This window comes from Sunxiuqinia indica (assembly GCF_009847015.1).
Taxonomy (GTDB): domain Bacteria; phylum Bacteroidota; class Bacteroidia; order Bacteroidales; family Prolixibacteraceae; genus Sunxiuqinia; species Sunxiuqinia indica.
Genome location: NZ_WVEM01000022.1, coordinates 18,251 through 37,614, shown reverse-complemented (window position 1 = coordinate 37,614; position 19,364 = coordinate 18,251). Strand labels below are relative to the sequence as shown.

The window sequence follows — 19,364 nt, the reverse complement described above, 5'->3', positions numbered from 1 at the left end:
CATTATGGATTTGTGGGGTTATTATTTTTGAAGTCCTGATCTTTGGTTCATCTGCAAGAAGCCAGGCAATTCCCCCTTCCCTATATTTGTTTAACCACCGTTCCTGTGTGCGGATATGTACACGGAGATGATCGGCTAACTCCTGCCGGGTTTCAAATTTTGATGTCTTCAATAGGATTAAGCAATCTACCCGTTTTTGTTTCAACAAAGTGGGTTGTTTTGACCTTGATTTTTTCCTGAGTTCCGCGCTGGGACACCCAAATTAGAATTCAAATAATTCTGCGAGTTGATTTTGTTCCTCACTTAGTAGTAAAGTCTCTTTGTAAGTGTTGCCATTAGTTGGATCTGTAAACTCAACTGCATAAATTGATTTGGCTATTTCAATAGCCTGCTCGCAACTAATTTTGTTATTTTTCAGTTTTAACAGGCGCTCAAGCTCTTTGTAAACTTTATAAGCTACAAAATTGATGGTAATGTGCGCTTCTATTCTCTTGTGCAATCGATGGTAAATTGGTCGGATCTTCAGATCGTGTTTTGAAACTCGAAAAGCCTTCTCAATTTTCCAAAGTTGACCGTAATTACTGATAATCTCGTCTTTTGATAGTGTTGTATTAGTAAGATAACCTTTCAATCCATCCCATGCAGCATCGTCAGCAAACTTTTCATGGTCAATAGAAATGTTGATCTCTCCTTCTAATTTTAAATATTTATTATAGCCTCGATTGTTAATTGAGGACTTGGTCATTTTACCTGATTTTACTTTCTGTTCCAGTTTCATCAATCCTCTGTCCCTGTTATGCTTATCTTTTTTTGCCCTTCTGTCTGTGTAGCCTACAATTAACCTTGTTCCATCTTCTTTTTTAATAATTGCACTTGTTTTATCATCCAGCTTCAATGAAAGTATTTTATGTTTCACAGATGCACTTTCATTTTTAATTCGTGCTCCAAGAATAAACTCGTAACCTTTTTCTTGTAGCTCTTTTACATTCGATGATGAGAGTAATCCAGAATCAGCAATCACAATTAGCTTATCCAGTTCGTATTTGGCTTTGAATGCATCAATAATCGGTAGCATTGTATGTCCTTCAAACTTATTACCTTCATGAATCTCATATGCCAATGGATAGCCTTCCAGACCAACAAGAAGTCCTAAGACAATTTGTGGATTTTGATGTCTTCCTTCCTTGGAAAAACCTCGTTTTCGAACTTCATCTTCATCATCTATCTGAAAATAGATGGTAGTTACATCGTAAAAAACAATACTGACAATACCTCCAAGAACCCTCTTGGTATGGTTGTAGCTAATTTGCTGAAGTGTTTCCCTGTGACTTGTATAAATCTTATCCAGGTATCTATAGATGCGATCTTCGTTAATATTAACGGAAAAGTATCGCCGCAAATAATGTGTCGTTCTTAATTTGCTGGCTGGATGGGAGAGCCGAACCAAAACCAATTGTTTGAGAAGATCATCGCAAACTTTATCAAAACCTATTTCTGTATAAATCTTACCCAGTAAAAGATGAATCCCATTTATGTATATTTTTTGAATGCTTTGTTTGATCGTCTGGTTGAAATCCTGAGTGGAGAAATCAAAGGTTTGCTGCCCCTGGTAATGTTCAATGTAATCTAAACCTTGATTGTAGAGTATGTCAATCTCAGCAGGATCGCTAGAGCTGCCAATTGTCTTAACCATTTTGTACTTTCCAGAACTTTTATCAATGATTTGAACACTTACAACTCCACTTTTATTCTTCTTTTTTCTCACAAACATGGTACAAATATACCGCTGGGACACCCATGTTGGCAAGAAAAAATAGATTATTTCGCTGATTGTGTGTGACTTGTGATTTTTATGCCTGAAAAAGTGCGGAACTCAGGGGATTAAGCAATCTACCCGTTTTTGTTTCAACAAAGTGGGTTGTTTTGACCTTGATTTTTTCAGTTCGGGAAGGCTTTCTTTTATATCAATAGGTATTGGATTTTTCATACCTAAAGATACAAATCATATACGGCAATACAAAGTTAAATTGGTATAACTATAAAAAAAATAGACCTCAATAACCTTCTTCTCCATTGAAGGTGCGCGTCGCTCCAACCACCTTCTTCATTTCTAATCTCACAAAGCACTCCTCAAAAGTTATCGTTCAATTTTTTAACCAAATAAATAATCTCACCGCTTGTGCAAATCCCTTCAATTACGGCGAGATAATCAGTTGTTTGATCGGTAGAATAAAACGAAAATGAAGCCTCCCCCTGACTATCTGTAAAAATTACCGGATTCCAATATACGGTTGATCTGTAATCCGATAGATTATGATGTTTTTGTTCTTCTTTTTCATATTTCGGCGAATAGAACTCAATTGGCCTTTGATAGCCCAACGGAAAAATCTTCCTCAAATTAAATTGCTCCTTTACAGACGCATACATTCCTTTTTTTGTTTTAATCCAAACCGTTGCTCCATAATTAGCCCCTCCTCCCCAGAAACTGGCAGCTCCGTGATCTTTAATCAATTCAATTCGCTCAACATTATTCATCTGTAAATCGTACTGCAAATCCTGATATGAACAACTAAATTCATCGACGACAAAATATACATCTTCTCTCCTGAATAACGGTTTGTCAAGTTCGAAGGTAATTCTCAGCTGTTGCTCCAAGAAATCACGAAATGTGGATGCAGCATAAGATTTAATTACATTTTCTGAAAAAGACTCTGAATCGGTAAAACGAAAAGGGATATCATCACCGAGATGTTGCCCGGTTACTTCAACTTCCTCCAAATAGATCACATCCATTAGTGCCGAATCATGATTCAAATTCTGCTCCGCGTAATACATGTATTTTTGAAAACGATCATCGGGCTCTTTCTTCGCTCTATACTGAACAGCTTGTGGGGTGGGAATTGAATCCTCTTTTATATCCAAAAACAGATGTTTGCTTCCATTTCTTTTTAACACCTGCAAAACGAAACCGGTGCCATCCGGGAACTCAATTCCTTCGAACTTAAACTCACCTTTTTTATCTGTTGATGTTACATCGTTGTATGTGCTGTTGTCTCCTAGAATTAAAACATCAACATGATCACCTGCATTTGAATTCAACAACAGGCCGTCCTTCACGATACCCGAAACTTGTTGACTCCTTTCCGGTTGAATCGTTGACAGCTCAAATTTACCTTTGATTATTTGGGGAATATTATATCTCCGCCAGCCGTGTGTCATCATCAACAAATCCACCCCAACTTTTGCGTGCTTGTTATCGGATTCAAAATAATACGCAGGATTAGCGATATATCCTTTCAATTCAGAACGAAGTAACAAATCCGCTTTTATATTGAATGCCGTATCGACGTTAGTCAAATTTTCATCAACGACCGAAATTGAAAAATTGCCAACCAAAGGACTATTAGATTGATCTGTAAGTTTCACTTGTCCAGTGACCAGTTTGCGAGGTTTAATAACCGAATTATTGAGACTCAATGACACCAATGCATCAGTCATATTATCAACGAATGTAAGGCGTTCACTAAGGGGATTCATGTGTTTATCAAGAAGCAGGAATTGAACAACTCCCGATGGAAATAATCGCTGATCAAACCGAATTATTGGCTTTGATTTTTTCCACCAGTCCGCATAAACGATTACCCCACGAACATGTGCCACCAAAAACACGGAATCACATTTTGCCTCTGAAGCTGCTACTGGAGTCACCACAATTCGGTTTTGCACCTTATCCAGTTTTAAAGAGATTGCCTTTACATTCGATTCAGGCAAACGAATTGTTTTTTGTTTGCCTTGCAAATTAACACATATAGCGGTGTACGTTTCATTTGGAGTTGCAAAAAATGTTATCAAACCCATTCCGTTCACAGAGGTTACAGCCGAGGCAACTGTATCTCGTTCTGTATTGAGTACCGAAACCCGAACCCATTCATCCTCGCCATTCATTTTAAGTGCTTTGAATGCAATCCTGTTAATGTTTCCGCCTAATAAATTTCCCCCTTCTGGATAGAAGGAAACATCGAAATCATACGCAGAATCTAATTTAATAAATTTCCGATAGGTTCGCCTGGAGTCATCCTGAAGCGTAACTAAAACGGTGGAGTTTTCTTTTGTTAGCTTTTCCCCAAAGTTAAAACTAAAGCAATTGTCCAATTCCTGCTTAACATCAAAGTATTCTCTATCCTTTCCCTGAATATCAAAATCAGTCACAGAAAGCTCTGACTGTGAATATCCTGAAAATCTTACTGAAGCATTCAATTTTCCCTTGTTACTAGAATCTATTTCTAAAGATGAATGAACCAGAGCAGACATTGGGTTTCCAATTTGTACATGTCGCCGATAAAAATAATCGTCATCCATGTTTCTCATATACTTTGTATAAGCCCTGAGTGTATATTCTCCTTCCGGAAGGTCTTCCGACAATGAGATATAACCAGGGAAACCACCATCCACCGAGCGAATTTTCACTCGTGAAACGATGGAGTCAAATGGATTTATAAGCTCCACATATACATAATGACTTAAATACGATGTTGTATGAAAGCAAGAATTGAGAAGATAAGCACGAAGCCAGATTTTCTCCCCGGCCATATACGTACTCTTATCGATGTGCAGATGAATTTTCTCTTCCGGATAAGCAACAATTTGTCGGGACATTCTATGCATGATAGAATCATAAGTGATCGTTTGCACACCCTGACTTCTTGCAGACAGACAAAATAACAGGCTGCATACAAAGATAAATACCATTTTCATAAAGATAATTTTAGAGTCTTGTTTAATTTTCTGTATTATCCCTAAATACCAAATTAATGTGATCAAAATGTTGGCACAACGTCTTTTCCATACTAATATTCAGAAGGAAGCACCAGAACAGGGATCACAAAATCTAAATTTCAGCAGCCAATACAAATAAGACATGCTCATCCGTCAAAACGATTAGCAGCTTCAATAATTTCGAAATTATTAAAATTTGTTTTATCGAAAGGAGGTAATAATCGTAATTTAGGGGGGGGTAATTATCTTTTATGCAGTTTATCCACATTTCATCTAAAAACTATCCTTCAAAATGTATTGTTTGTCCTGTAAGCTGCTTTTATATTTTTTCTGAAATGCCGAAGGACTCATCCCATATTGAGATTGAAAATGTTTACGGAAATATTTGAGATCATTAAACCCGGCAGCTAAAGCTGCTTGATTAATTTGTACGTCCATGGTTATAAGGTTTACAGCTACCATGCGCAACCGGATAAATCGGACGAACTCGATAACTGTTTTTCCCGTTAACTGCTTTACCTTTTTATACAATAGGGAATGGCTCATGCCAAGCTCCGAAGATAACTTCGTTATATTGAACTTTTCCGGGGCATTTTCGACAATTTCAACAATCTGATCCAAAAATTCCTTATCCTGATCCGATAGCTTAAAATCAGCAGAATTCAACGTGACAATTTTCAGAAGTCTATCCTGCATTACTTCCCGACGTTTAAATATCCCATTAATTTTGGCCTTCAGATAATCTTGATCAAAGGGTTTGGTTAGGTAATCATCAGCGCCAACTTCAATTCCTTTTAATTTGATCTCTTCAGAAATTGCAGCTGTAAGCAGTATGACCGGAATGTGCTGTGTTTCCGAATCTTCTTTCAAGCTTCTACACAAATCAACACCGTTCATGTCTTTTAATAAGACATCTGAAACAATCAGATCAGGGTGTTTTTGTTTTATCTGTGCCAGAGCATCCTGTGCCGTTAACGCTTCCGTGATGATGTATTGATCAAAAAGAATTTTTTTCATGAAATTGATCGATTGAAGATCATTATCGATCAGCAGAATGTACCTACGATCCAAAATTAGATCACTCTTCACATTCATTTGATTCTCTGCTCCCATATCTTCGCTTTCATCAAATATCTCCTGATTCTCCGCTGCTTGCTCCTGCTGTAGGTTCAATCTTACTTTTTCGAAATTAGATCCTTCAGAAGCTTCTTCATCAATTGGAAAACCAGCAAAATGTTCTTTTCCCATCTTCAGACGAATCTCAAAGATTGAACCGCCTGTTCCATTATCATAACAGCGAACCACTCCATGATGTTGCTTTACATACATTTCGACAATATACAAACCGATACCAAAACCTTTCTCACGTAATTCGTTACTACCGCTTTGATGCGATTGGTAGAATAAATTAAATATCATTTCTTTATCATCATCTTTGACTCCAATACCATTATCGGACACCTGTATAATTAGTTCATCAGGATTCTGATTTTGTTTAACTTTCAATATTACCCGACCTCCCTTAACATCGGTATACTTAAAAGCATTGGAGATTAAGTTATGTAAACAAATCTCCATTTTCTGACGATCAGCATATATATATTCACGTTCAATTGAAGTAAAAAACCGATAATCGACATCCTTACTGTTTGCCAGATGGATAAAGCTAGAATAAACTTCGTTACAAAGCTCAATAATGTCCAACTTACGGATGTTCATTTTGTTTCTCTCACTTTCGATCTTTCTGAACATTAACAGTTGATCAACCATATTGAGCAAGCGACGTGAACTCCGATAAGCCATGCTTATTGCTCCAGGCTCAATCTTCCCTCCATACAACATATCCTTTAATGGATTGATAATCATAGTTAACGGAAGTCTAAACTCATGCGAAACTGTTGTAAAAAAGTTAAGCTTCTTTTCACTCAACTCTTGTTCATATTTTATTTTTTCTTCAGAAAGCCGAATCTCATACCTCAACAGATTCTGCTTCTTTTTATAGCTGTATATCATATAAATAACACCAACAACAAAGACCAAATAGAAAAAATAAGCTAATTTTGATCTGTACCATGGAGGGGTAATTATAATAGGAAGTTCAAGATAATCATCACGCCACGTTCCATCAGCGTTCGTTGACTTAATTTTTAATGTATAATTTCCCTCTGTCAATTTCGAATAATTTGCGACTCTGGATTTACCAACATAATGCCATTCAAAATCCCAACCATCCAAATAATAGGCATACAAGATCTTATTCGGTTTAGAATATTCAACTCCGACATAATTGATGGTTAACATCGAACGATCACTTGGAAGTTTGAGCCGGTGAATTGTTAAAGCAGATTTTCCACTCTTTTCAATGTTAACATTATTGACGCTTATCTGAGTGATTAAGAGATTTGGGAATTTAGCTTTTGTCGTAGTAACACCAGGATTGACAATATTAAATCCTTTTATTCCTCCCAACAATATTTTTCCTGAAGTAAGCATTAATCCAGCGTTATAGGAGAACTGATTACTTTGAAGACCGTCTGAATCATAGTAGTTAACAAATTGCTCTGTTCTAATATCAAATCTTGATATTCCGTTGTATGTACTCAACCAATAAAAGTCATTATCATCTTTTATAATGTTAAGAACAGAGTTATTGCAAAGTCCGTCTTTCTCAATAAAAACCCTTTGCTCTCCGGTAACAGGGTCTAATTTGATTAGTCCCCCCCCTTCAGTACCAATAAGGATCGCGTTCTTGTTAATCGGCACAATTGACCGTACCGGATAATCCATTTTAAAACTTTTAATATCCATCGTTTCTGAATTGAACCGGCTCAATTCGCTGAAGGTTCCCACCCATAGATCGTTAAGTTGATCATCTTTGATGGACAAAATTCCGATGAAAGGCACATCGAGATATTCAAACGAATCGGTTTCTTGATTGTATTTAAAAATTCCGGGCTGATCAGATGAACCTGCCCATAAAACATGCTTGGAGTCAACAAAAAGTGTCCAAATATTTAGATGATTAACATTATGCTTATCATCAAAAAGACTATAACGGATAAAATTATGAGTCTTTTCATCAAAACGACAAATTCCACCGCCATAGGTCGCAACCCAAAGTCCTGTGGGCTCTTTTTTTATATTGGTAATGAAGTTGCTCGGTAACGATCGGAGCTTTTTAGGATTATTAGAATAATTTGTGTACGTGTTCTGCTTCATGTTCCAAAGGTATAACCCACTTCCGTCGGTCCCTATCCAAACATTGTTTTCATCTTGCTCACAAAACGCAGAAATATAATTATTTGAAAGTGACTCTCCAGATCCTTTCTCATTTATAGCAACAGTTTGGAACATTTCGTTTTGCTCTTCAACTGTATTTATCCCACCTCTAATTGTACCTAACCATATTCTCTTATCCTTATCCTGAAACATGCAGTAAATCGAGTTACTCGACAAGCCGTTATTTGTATTATCCTTTGTTATTGTGAAGAATTTTTTTTCATTCAGATTGAATCCTATAATTCCATTCCCGTCCGTTGAAGCCCAGATTTGTTGTCTATCCTCGAGATAGATAATACTTGTATATTGAAAACGTACTTCTTTATGAGAGAAAATAAAACTAGAATCTTCCTTTATATTATATTTTAACAAACCGTTGTCCAGACCAACCCATAAATTATCTTCATCATCAAAAGTCATACAACGCCCGCTCTTTACCGCAGAATAGATTATTTTTAGCCTTTTGGAAGTTTCATCGAATTTCGCGATTCCTTCACCCTGCACAAAACACCAAAGTACTCCATCTACAGCAAAATCAATTCCCTGAACGTGATAATCCCAGCTTATCTCGTTATCCCGTCCCAATGGAACTCTCTCACAATTTCCTTTATCTCCATCACTAACCAATAGCCCTTTGCCTGCTGTCCCAATGTACACTTTTCCCTTATGGCTATACACTTCGTTTACCGGATAACTTAAAATGGTTTGTTCAGTGCTCTTATTATCCTTGTACGTTGCTTTTAAAAAAGTTCCCGTATGAAAATTGTAAATACTTAATCCTTTTTTAGTTCCCACCCAAATTTCATCGCCAGTTCCTGAAATACTAACGATTCGGTTATGAATCAGGCTCATATCATCACCTGGTTGATTTCGAAACAACTTAAAATCATAGCCATCAAAACGGTTCAAACCGTCAAAAGTCCCAATCCAAATAAAACCCTTATCATCCTGATAAATTGACGTAACAGAATTATTTGACAAGCCATCTTCAATTCCCTTATAATCTATCTTAAAATCATTATCAATATCCATTGAAAATGATTCAACCATTATAAATTGAAGAATTAATAAGGTAACAATATAACGAATTACTTTTGACATTGATCTGAATTACAAATACAAAGGTAATATCAAAATAACAATTAAAAAAAGCGAATAACCCTCTAAATAATAAAATAGCAAATACACCTCTAAAGGAACTCAATCACTACCAAAAATATACTGCAAATTAAAGTAAATTAAAAAAATGACTCACACAACCGGGGATACATCATCCACATACTCCATTGCATCTTACGCATGAAAAAACTAGTAATCAACGCTATTTAGTTACGATTGATTACTAGTAAAAACAGGGATAAAAGGAATAATACTTTACCTTAGACGCCCTTATATATTCTTTAAAATCTATTCAGGCCGATAAATTTCCAGATCATATTTTGACAGAAATTCAGGTCGATCAAGTCTCCAGTCACTTGATGGATTGATATTCAGCCAATAAAATATCTGAGGAGCAATCGTCTCACTTTCCACTACAATATCATCATCGGCAAAATGACAAGCCAATGTATTGGCACTCTTACTATAAGTTAACGGCTGCCCGGTTATATACATATCGGGGATTCCTGAAATTGGACTAGCCAGAACAGTGTCATTTCTAATTGCCCCCTGATCCAACAAATTCCAATAGCCAATTAAACGATCATAATTGGGATGTGTTGAGGTCATTTCCAACAAACATGCATTCTGATCAAATTCGTATTCATTTAAAACCGTATCCCAAATACGAACAACGGCCGCATTAAAGTCAATATCAGATAATCCCCCCATTTGCAAATCAGCGGTATCGACAGCAGATGCATTCATATCCAAATCATAATCGCCCGTATACGTTAGGCTCCCATCATAATAAAGTTTGAAAGTTCTTGCTTCTTTTTGCTGATTAAAATAAGATGAAACCGCGAATGAATGCCAAAGCCCATCATCGAAGCCGGTAACTCCTCGCTCTATTGTGACTCCGGTATTGGATTCGCATCTAAAATTCAAAGTTGACCACTTCTGGAAAAAACCCCAATTCTGTTTTCCCATTACCTTTATCCAATTACCATAACCGAAAGACCCGTCATCCTCCCGAGCATTAACTTTAAAAATCATTTCAATGGTCATGGTATCAGTCGGAGTTAACGCATAACGTTGTTCAGGGTCAGATACATTTCCGGCTATATCACCCGTAAAACGTGGCGAAGTTATAAACGTGCCATTTAATTCCCGTTCGTTGAAATTCATGTAATGGAAGATGGTAAATGTATTTCTCTCTTCATCACTTGTTCCACCATAACTGCCTTCAGGGGTTCCGCCATTAGTCGATGTAATGATAATCAGCCAATCTTCTTTTTCATAAGTTTCCCGGGATTTAACGGCATCAATTATCTCACCAATATATCCATCGATGGTTTCAATTTGTGATATATAATCGGCATTGGTTATCTTAAATCCATTTGTTTTACCTACTTCCAATGCCCCTTTAAAACTAGCCATGGTAAAAACATAATCATCGTTTTGCAAACTGAAAACAGTAGAGTCTTTTGATGCTTCATCAGAAATACTAGTGATGGTTTTATTGGCATCTCCTAAGAAACGGTCATTCAATGCCTGCCATGGTGTAATGCAAATTGTTCGAGCTAACGGATCGTTATTACGAATCCGATAAAGTAATGTTGGATAATAATCAATTACAACATCAGGAGCATCCGGAGTCATTGAAACAACAGGAATGTAAGTGTTATTTTTTATTTTATGCTTCACGTTTAAAACTCCAGTCAACATACTCGCCCAGCTAACAGGCTCTTCCTCTCCACTATTACGCTCACCCTCTGCTACGGCACAATATCCGTCAAAGCTATATTTACTTTTGGGTAATAAAGAAGCAATATTTTGAGGCATTATTTCTTTTACAAGTTGCCCCACCCCACCATCAACATTAATTAAAAGTACTTTTCGGACAATTGAAGTATCCTGGCCTTCGTCCTCCAGGCTTTCTCGTATTGATGCTGGAGTATCATATTTCTCGCATGAAGTAAAGATCGTTCCCACCAGAGCAATGGTAAATACCAGAATGGCAATATCGCGATTTATTTTGTATCTCATTGTTAATTAAAATTAGGTTGTAATTAGATTTTACTTGTAATGGTAGGTACCGAACTCGTCAATTGTTTGGTGGTAATAAACATTCGGATCAATGGCATCACCGGGCATCCACATGACATCTACTCCATCTTTGCTAACCTCAGAATCAAAAGAGGGCTCGGGTATGACAACTTTGAAATACCTGAAGGTTGAACGATTAGCTAAATCAAAAAACTGTAGGTTACGGATATTGGGCTTCAATCCGCCATTTACCGGGTTGTCATAGGCGGGGAAAATCGTATCCAACGGTGTCCATATTGTCCCTGAATAAGGCTCATCATCTGTTGTATAAATAATCAGTTTACGAGGACGATACTTACGCGTTCCATCTGCCAAATAGAAACCGTCCACCACATTCTCTTGCTGCATATCAAAATAAAGTGTAAATGGAAGCTGACGAGGTTTGGAAAGATTTTGCCAGGTTGTGTGCCAATAAGAGTCCATGTCACCGTCAATTAGGTTCCGGATTCCTTGTCCCTGATCTTCCTGATCACTGAAATTACCTTCAGCATCATAAACCGTAACCGTCCAATTAGTACGAGCATCACGATAACGATAATTGGATATATCAACATCATTTCCTCCAGAATAAGTTTCTTTAACCGGATCATAGCGCCATAAAGCAACATCGAGAAATCCGAACTTATTATCCATTTCCACTCTCACGTTATCTCCAATATTAATCCCCCATTGATCAAAGAATTGCGCAAAATTTTTCTGATAATACTCACAAAGAAGTTTGTATAATAAATCTTGTGGTTTATACCATTGATTGGAAGTAAGTTCACTCCTCCCTTCACCAAACAAATAGTTATAGAAAGACCAATCCTGAATACCTCCAGGACTGTAATGTCCTAATTGAACCAATGGCAATAACATAAAACCGTCGTATGATGTACCGATATCCCTCCCCATCATCTTACTACTGTCAGCAATTGCATAAGAGAGAGCCAGCGGAAACTGTTCGTCAATACCATTTTCGGTGAACAACGGTGGCATATTGGTTTTATCTTCACGATTCCTCTCAACCGATTTGTACAGTGGCAATTTTGTAGCAGCTTGGCTGATACTAGTCCACCAAGGCGTAGCAAGCGGGTCGAAATTGTTTCCCAGGACAGAATAAATTCCCCATGATTTACCATTCCGAAAGCCGCTCAGATCGGTTAACTCATCCACCCAATATTCGGAGTTCATCGCGACAATGGGCTGACTTTCCCAATGAATAAATTCAGAATTTTGTAACTGAGCATCTAAAATTACTCTAAAAGGAAATTCCGGAGCACGGTACTCCAGCTCTTCGTCCAAATCATTTAACCCAAAGAAATAGTTAAAATCAAGGGAAATAGATTCATCCCACATATTGATTACAGCTGCAACCTCATTCGCAAAATTGGGGTTATTTACCATCTTGGCAACCATCCAACTACGTGACACAGTGAAAGCAATTCGCTGAGAACGAAGCTCAAGCCAAGGAACCTTCGAGTTTAAAATCTCATTCTTCCAGTCCGTCGGAATTGTTTGTCCGGCAATGTAGTCAGGAGCACGACAAGCCCCTTTTACCTGTAAATCAACCTGTTGACTTACCCCGTATTCTTTTGGCCTACGAATCCAAATATACCCCCCCATCGGATTGCGGATCGTGTTTGTTCCCGGATTTAATGCTTTACGGGTATATATTATGGGTTCACGTTTTGCTGGATTTATATCAGACAAATCGTCCATCTGAGATCCGATCTGAACACTCAGTCCCATGACCCCAGCCGGAACGGATATTTCAATAAGCTCACCAGGTCCGGCATATAAACCAGTGCTGTAAATTGGCTCAGGGACCATTGTGATATTTAGTTTGCGGGGACTTACATATTTATAACTCAGATCCAAACGAATAACAGTATCTTGTATCCTTCGCTCATTATCGCCAACCAAACCCGGGAAAATAAAAGCTTTAGCCAACATGCTTTGATCAATACCTGTAAGAGTATCAATAGTAACACTATCACTGTCAAAAACATAGTCATCGTAACCGTCTTTAAAGTCATAGTTATAACTGACATCACATCCCATTATGGAGAGACCTGTCAGGATTCCGATGAATAAAATTTCGAGAAAATTATTTTTTATTTTCATCTGTTTATTTTTCAAATTAACGTTCTGCAAATTTCGGATCAAACTGTATTTCTTCATTTTTTGTATATTAATACGATGGAACTTTTCAGAAAACCAAATGTGTGTGCAAAATTTTGTTCAAGGTCTTTCCATCTGTATACAAAAGTACTTTGTATTACTGTAAAGAACTCCGGTCTGAATATTTTCCTTTGTACGAAAAGGTTGATACAACTCACTCGTTTCATCGCTTTTATTACAGAAAAAATAACTATCAATTCAAGATCGAATAAACTGGTGCCCATCCCCGACTTTCCAGGTTCCAAGCTGTATCCGATGAGATTCCCAACCATTGCAGAATCTGAAAGGGCATATCTACCGAATTGGGTACTAACCGGTAATATGCTCCAGGAGCCGGAGGGCAAACATTTGTACTATTATCACTGAAATCCTTCCAGGTATAAGGTCCGGTTAACACAAAATCGGCCTTACTCCCCCACTTTCTGGTCTTCTCTTTAATAATATTGCCACCAATTTCATCACTCGGCCAATATCCGACCAAATACTCAAAATACGGGTGAGATTCGTTAACATCTGAAATACAAGACAATGTACTGATATCTTCACTACTAAGTGCCGTATTATATATCTGAAGGTTTGTGAGCAAGAAATCCGGACTAGCATCTCCATCCGATGGTATCCTTCCGATGCGCAATGGAATATCATTATCCATTAAATCCCACGAATTATTCCACAACCTATTTTCGTTATTAAATATACCATCGGTGTAAACCTTTATTGTACCATGCACACCTGACTCAAATTGCTCAAAAACGACTGTAAGTACATGCCATTTCCCGTCACTAACAGTGCCTCCTGCTGTTTCGCCCGATTTAGATGTATTGATGGTCCAGTAGTTTCCTTTGAGAAAAATATTCCAACCCAACCCACTAAATCCTTCCTTTCTCTTCGACAAAATGGTGGGCCACCCATAGGTTCCGGCAGTATTTTTAAACATAAACTGAATCGTGTAGGAATTGTCTGCTCCCATGTTATAAAGAGTTGGATCTCGCAAACTAGCATTCACATAATTATCATTTTCATAAGTGTATCTTACACCATACCCGAAATATGGACTATCTTCTAAAGCTGGCTTTTGAATTAACTTAGAGGAAAAACGGGGATTAAACATTAAAGTAAAAGCATTTCTGCTTTTATCATCATACAAATCGGAACTAGAGGAACTTAAAACTCCTCCATAACTTGACGCAACAATAACCAACCAATTTTCGCGAGAATAATTAGGCCTTGCTTTCAATTGCCCCATAATATCACCGATATAGTCATCTACTGTTTGGACTGCATCAATAACCGCCGATCCCGGGCCATCTGTATCCGGATCAAAATAGCCGTTACTTTTACCCGCTAATTCAATGCCTTTAAAGTGAGCCAAAACAACATCAGAAACTGTAGTACCTTCCTTTTCTAGTTCTTCAATACATTTATCTTTTACGAAGGAATCATCCAACACAACTGAAGAAGAATTTACACCAGACGAGAATGCATCGTAAAAAGCCGAATCTGCAGTAATGATACTGGACTGTATCGCAATATTTGTGCTACTTAGTAAGCTAAGAACCGTCGGTGCGCTCAATTGGGATAAATCGCTGCCTTCAACTCCGTGTCGGGCAGCTCCAACTCCGGTTAAAAGGTTAGCCCAACCTCGTTCGTTTGTCATTGTGCCTCCTTCCTGATCAGCAAGACTATTGAACGAATAACTGGCATTGGTAACCATGCCCAAAAGATTCGGGGCCTTACCATTATATAAAGCGGTCCTCATTGCTGAGCCACTAGCTCCATCCAGAATGATATACAGTACTTTCCCGGATTCAAATTTAGTACCGGACTGTGGATAATTTTCATTTAAGATCCTGTCAAAGTCTGTGTTACAAGAGAATCCTAATAACAGAAACGCCATTGAAAGAATCAATTTAGAAAGGTTAAAGATGTTCTTAAAAATGATAATATTTTTTTTCATAAGTTTATTTTTTTTCATTCAACATCCATCACTCGAATCTTAACAATATTACGAACGATCTGATCGTCAAACCGGTTAAAATTCCCAACAAGAAGCAAGGCATAATAGCCTTCGGTAGAACTGGTTTCGAACACGTTATATAATTGTCCAGAGAAGTTACCCGGAACGTTAAAGTCCTGTTCAACATCTCCGCTCGCTTCCAGGATCAAGATACCTGACCTTGTAATTTCATCATATTTTTCGAATGTTCCGGAGAGGACAATTTTTCCACTATTTAACATGGTTGCAAAATTAACAGCACCTCCCGAAATCTGTTTCAATTTAAAGTTGTCATCTACGGTACCGTCGCCATTTAACATGACCACACCAGAACAACTAAATCCGTTAAATTCGGTAAAATTACCCGTAACCATTGTTTTATCCATTGCTTTATTGTAGCGAATCACATTGATTGCCCCATTGGCTCCAGTTCCAATATTGGCCAGATAGTCTTGATCAACCTCGCCGTCGCTATTTAAACGAACAATATTACCGGTTGGCATGCCATCAAAAGCAGTAAAATCCCCAGCGATAATAACGCCATCACTTCCATCTAAGTAGGCATCACTAACAATTCCGTTTGAACCGGATGCGTTTTCTCCATTGTGGTAAGTCAAGTCGAGGTTACCATCTATAGACATTTTCATCACCGAATTCACCTCAGTTATATCATACTTTATGTAGCTGTAGGTTGAATTTGCATAATCTGCCCGTCGGTATTGCTTCATATTTCCAATTGCAATAACATCATCGTTAGATGTAACGAATGACTTCAATATGCTAGCATCTTCAGCCCCTCCATTGAAACTGCTGAAGGTTCTTACAGTAGATTCCCCGTTTTGCCTGAGTAATTCAATGTCCTCGGTTACAAGCGAGCAATCGCTTTTGATAATGGCAATATTTCCAATGCCTGAAGTCTGATCGTAACGAACAATATTCCCGGAAACTAAAAGACGTCCATCTGAAAATTGGGAAATCGAATTTAGACTTCCCAAAGCGCCGTCGGTATTATAATTTGCAGATTTTTTAACGACGTTACCTTGATTAGTTAAGACCGCAATTGAATTGTAAGCTTCATTATTCTCAATGCTATTATCAATGTAACTAAAATTTCCGACAATATAGAAGCCACCGTTACTATGTGAAAGACAATCGTATATCGGTCCACTGGCTCCTTCTTTTATTCCGTAGTTCTCATCGATACTAACATTTCCCAGCACTGTAAAACGGGGCCCGAAAAATATTTGCCCTTCCATTTCAAGGAAAGACGCACCCGAACTAATATTAGCAGGAATGAGGACTGTTAAAGTTGTATCGGTTGCATTGATAATTTCTGTTTTTTCATCATTAATGAAGAATTCAAATTTATATTCCCCCGTTGCGGGATTACTGTATTTCGACAATCCTTTTGCCCTGAATACCACCTCAGTTCCTGGAATTCCGCTATCTGGAACAGGAGGTTCGTCCAACAACTTGATTCCCAATGGTTCTTTACCTCCGGCGTAAGGATCTTCTGCCAACCCCCCCGTGCCCTCACAAGCGATCAAAAAAAAGGCAAACAGCATCGGGAGCATGATCACTCTCCCTCTAACTAGATATTGAAATAGCTTATTCATATTCATCGGTTTAGCTTAATTTTGGTTATTAACGATTTCATCCATACTTTTAATTCCGCTACTTATCGCCCTTGACGGAAAATTATAGGGGCTAAAACCTAAATAATGATCCTTGAAACGAATAACATGAACGGCACCATTTAAAGGTTGAATATCAGACGTTGCAACATGCGAATTTATCAAATCATTTTCAGCGAAATCATATATATATGAATAGAATAGCTCGCGGTATCCGGCATATTTCACTCCTTCTGAATCGTGATAAACAACCCCCATATTCATCGGCCTTCCATTCAGCGATTTATAACCCTGTCCGGAAAATACATTCATTGCCGTAGTATCCATCTGTGGGATATCCTTTAAGAGATATTTACCCTCTACGATGTATAAGGTCAGGAAGTCCTTCCAAACCTGCAGATTAATTTGCTCAATCAGTTCAACCGTGTCTTTTCCCTGAATATATAACTGACTATTAAGCAGCTGAATGGACTTATTAATCGAAAAATCGGTGGGGGCGAAAAAGGTAATTTCTTCTTCCTCAAATGTTTTTTCCATTCCGGTATATTCGATAATATTCACAAGCTTATTGAAATAATCTGGTCGGGATTTTAAATATTCCAGTATATTCCCTTCGTACAAAGGATTACTTGTGCCTCCATCGTTAAAATAACTGTCATCGGTACAACTTGTCAGGCTACCCAAAATCAAGATACCAATTGAAAAAATCGTTAATAACTTTATCTTATTCATGTCTTTTGGTTTAGCTTTATTTAGTTCCAATATTGATTGAGTCTCATATATGGGTTATTCAATAACGCATCTTTATGAATTGGCCAAGTCCAAGCCCCTTTATCAAAAGTGCTACGACTGATCGGGTAATAACAAAATGCCGAATTATAAATTTTATGAGTACGAACCAAATCATAGAAATACTGCCCCTCGCCTATTAATTCTCTAACTCGTTCCCAATATATCGCGTCCTGCAATTCAGTTCCGCTCGATGATGCCGGTTCTGCACCTGCACGATGACGAACTTCGTTCAACATGTCGAGAGCAACAATCTCATTGTCTCCTCCCAACTTTGCGCTGGCTTCCGCATACATCAGCAACACATCTGCATATCTAAAAATGACTTGGTTGCCTTTATTACTAGTAAAATTTCCATCCGGGTCTGTATAAGTATTCATAAACTTTACAAACCATCTTGCATCGTCGTAATTAATTGGAACGTCACTTGCATAGATGTTTTTAAACCAAGTAGTTGCTCGGTTATCAGTTTCTGCTGGCGGATAAATATCAGTCAAAAAGTCGCTCATGTAATAAGACCTTGGATAATTATTCCCCAATCCTCTAGGAATCATATAATTGGAAAACACTGCGTCGTATTTAAAGGTCTCATTAGAGTTGATGTCCTGAACAATTTCAAACAAACTCTCTTTTGATCCTCCAGAGAAAATAGCACGTGTACGATCCAAATCCAACAACTCGTATCTGCCATTTAGTGTTATATCTTTACCCCAAACAACAATTTTGGAATAATAAGTAGAGGCATTGTTTTCATCAAATCCGGCTAGCCAAAGATTAATATGCATCATCAATGCAATTACACTTCCACGCATAGCACGCACTGAAACCTTTGAAGCATCTTCATAAGTCCAAGGTAATACACTCGCGTCAACATCAGATGTCAACATATCTTCTAATTCCCTAGAACAATTCTGCAACACTTCGACCATCGGTAAACGAGGCAAGGATCCTACATTATAAGCCTCGATATAATACGGCACATCACCGTATAATCGAACCAGAAAAAAATAGGCTAAATTTCGCATAAAGATACCCTCGGCTTTATATCGCCGAGCATCAATATCAGTAAGTGCACCAGCATCCATGTTATCAACTTCCTCCAGCAAAATATTCGCGGAACTAATTACTTCATACAGCTTATCCCATCTTGTTATCTCGACATAATCGCCATAATATTGCGCAATTAAGGTACCCAAATCATTCGACCTTAGATAATCAAACTGCCTATCACCAAAACTCGGAACAACAGGAGCACAGCGCAAGTCTCCGGTAGCAGGAAAAAAAGCACTATTTTGCATGACAGCTTCACGAAGCTTAAAATAGATACTTAGAGTAAAGCCCTCTACATCCTCTTTATCTTTCCAGAAAACATTACCTGAAAGTTCATCAATATTCTCAACATCTAGAAAACTATCACATCCTGAAAAAACAGAAAGGGAGGTTAGGAAGGTTAATAAGATTACTATATACTTTTTCATAGTTGCATTCACTTTTTTAACATTACATTCACTCATAACAGT

At 37.7% G+C, this 19,364-nt stretch carries 9 protein-coding genes; all 9 read right to left on the bottom strand.

Annotated features, from left to right (window positions below):
* Nucleotides 1-262: 262 nt before the first annotated feature.
* Entirely contained in the window at nucleotides 263-1,771 is a 1,509-nt protein-coding gene (locus GR929_RS21010) for an IS1634 family transposase (protein ID WP_159523663.1), read from the bottom strand.
* Between the two features lie 359 nt (nucleotides 1,772-2,130).
* Nucleotides 2,131-4,755, bottom strand: coding sequence for a hypothetical protein (locus tag GR929_RS21005; RefSeq protein WP_159523661.1), 2,625 nt, complete (start codon nucleotides 4,753-4,755; stop codon nucleotides 2,131-2,133).
* Nucleotides 4,756-5,049: 294 nt separating this feature from the next.
* Nucleotides 5,050-9,156 carry a hybrid sensor histidine kinase/response regulator transcription factor gene (locus GR929_RS21000; RefSeq protein ID WP_159523659.1) on the bottom strand — a complete coding sequence of 1,369 codons (4,107 nt, stop codon included), beginning with the start codon at nucleotides 9,154-9,156 and terminating at the stop codon, nucleotides 5,050-5,052.
* 306 nt (nucleotides 9,157-9,462) lie between these two features.
* Complete coding sequence (locus GR929_RS20995) at nucleotides 9,463-11,202, bottom strand: DUF4983 domain-containing protein (RefSeq protein WP_159523657.1); 1,740 nt, start codon at nucleotides 11,200-11,202, stop codon at nucleotides 9,463-9,465.
* 30 nt (nucleotides 11,203-11,232) lie between these two features.
* Nucleotides 11,233-13,368, bottom strand: a complete 2,136-nt coding sequence (locus GR929_RS20990) for a M60 family peptidase N-terminal accessory domain-containing protein (protein WP_159523655.1) — start codon at nucleotides 13,366-13,368, stop codon at nucleotides 11,233-11,235.
* A gap of 250 nt (nucleotides 13,369-13,618) precedes the next feature.
* Nucleotides 13,619-15,382, bottom strand: coding sequence for a LamG-like jellyroll fold domain-containing protein (locus GR929_RS20985; protein WP_159523653.1), 1,764 nt, complete (start codon nucleotides 15,380-15,382; stop codon nucleotides 13,619-13,621).
* Nucleotides 15,383-15,396: 14 nt separating this feature from the next.
* A complete protein-coding gene (locus GR929_RS20980; RefSeq protein WP_159523651.1) occupies nucleotides 15,397-17,037 on the bottom strand; it encodes a DUF5124 domain-containing protein in 1,641 nt (546 codons plus the stop codon).
* Nucleotides 17,038-17,052: 15 nt separating this feature from the next.
* Nucleotides 17,053-17,787, bottom strand: a complete 735-nt coding sequence (locus tag GR929_RS20975; RefSeq protein ID WP_159523649.1) for a fasciclin domain-containing protein — start codon at nucleotides 17,785-17,787, stop codon at nucleotides 17,053-17,055.
* A gap of 20 nt (nucleotides 17,788-17,807) precedes the next feature.
* Nucleotides 17,808-19,358 carry a RagB/SusD family nutrient uptake outer membrane protein gene (locus tag GR929_RS20970; protein WP_159523647.1) on the bottom strand — a complete coding sequence of 517 codons (1,551 nt, stop codon included), beginning with the start codon at nucleotides 19,356-19,358 and terminating at the stop codon, nucleotides 17,808-17,810.
* Nucleotides 19,359-19,364: the final 6 nt, after the last annotated feature.

Bases quoted from the DNA above. Each gene is read 5' to 3' on its own strand.
- GR929_RS21010 (WP_159523663.1), bottom strand. From the start codon at position 1,771: ATGTTTGTGAGAAAAAAGAAGAATAAAAGTGGAGTTGTAAGTGTTCAA.
- GR929_RS21005 (WP_159523661.1), bottom strand. From the start codon at position 4,755: ATGAAAATGGTATTTATCTTTGTATGCAGCCTGTTATTTTGTCTGTCT.
- GR929_RS21000 (WP_159523659.1), bottom strand. From the start codon at position 9,156: ATGTCAAAAGTAATTCGTTATATTGTTACCTTATTAATTCTTCAATTT.
- GR929_RS20995 (WP_159523657.1), bottom strand. From the start codon at position 11,202: ATGAGATACAAAATAAATCGCGATATTGCCATTCTGGTATTTACCATT.
- GR929_RS20990 (WP_159523655.1), bottom strand. From the start codon at position 13,368: ATGAAAATAAAAAATAATTTTCTCGAAATTTTATTCATCGGAATCCTG.
- GR929_RS20985 (WP_159523653.1), bottom strand. From the start codon at position 15,382: ATGAAAAAAAATATTATCATTTTTAAGAACATCTTTAACCTTTCTAAA.
- GR929_RS20980 (WP_159523651.1), bottom strand. From the start codon at position 17,037: ATGAATAAGCTATTTCAATATCTAGTTAGAGGGAGAGTGATCATGCTC.
- GR929_RS20975 (WP_159523649.1), bottom strand. From the start codon at position 17,787: ATGAATAAGATAAAGTTATTAACGATTTTTTCAATTGGTATCTTGATT.
- GR929_RS20970 (WP_159523647.1), bottom strand. From the start codon at position 19,358: ATGAGTGAATGTAATGTTAAAAAAGTGAATGCAACTATGAAAAAGTAT.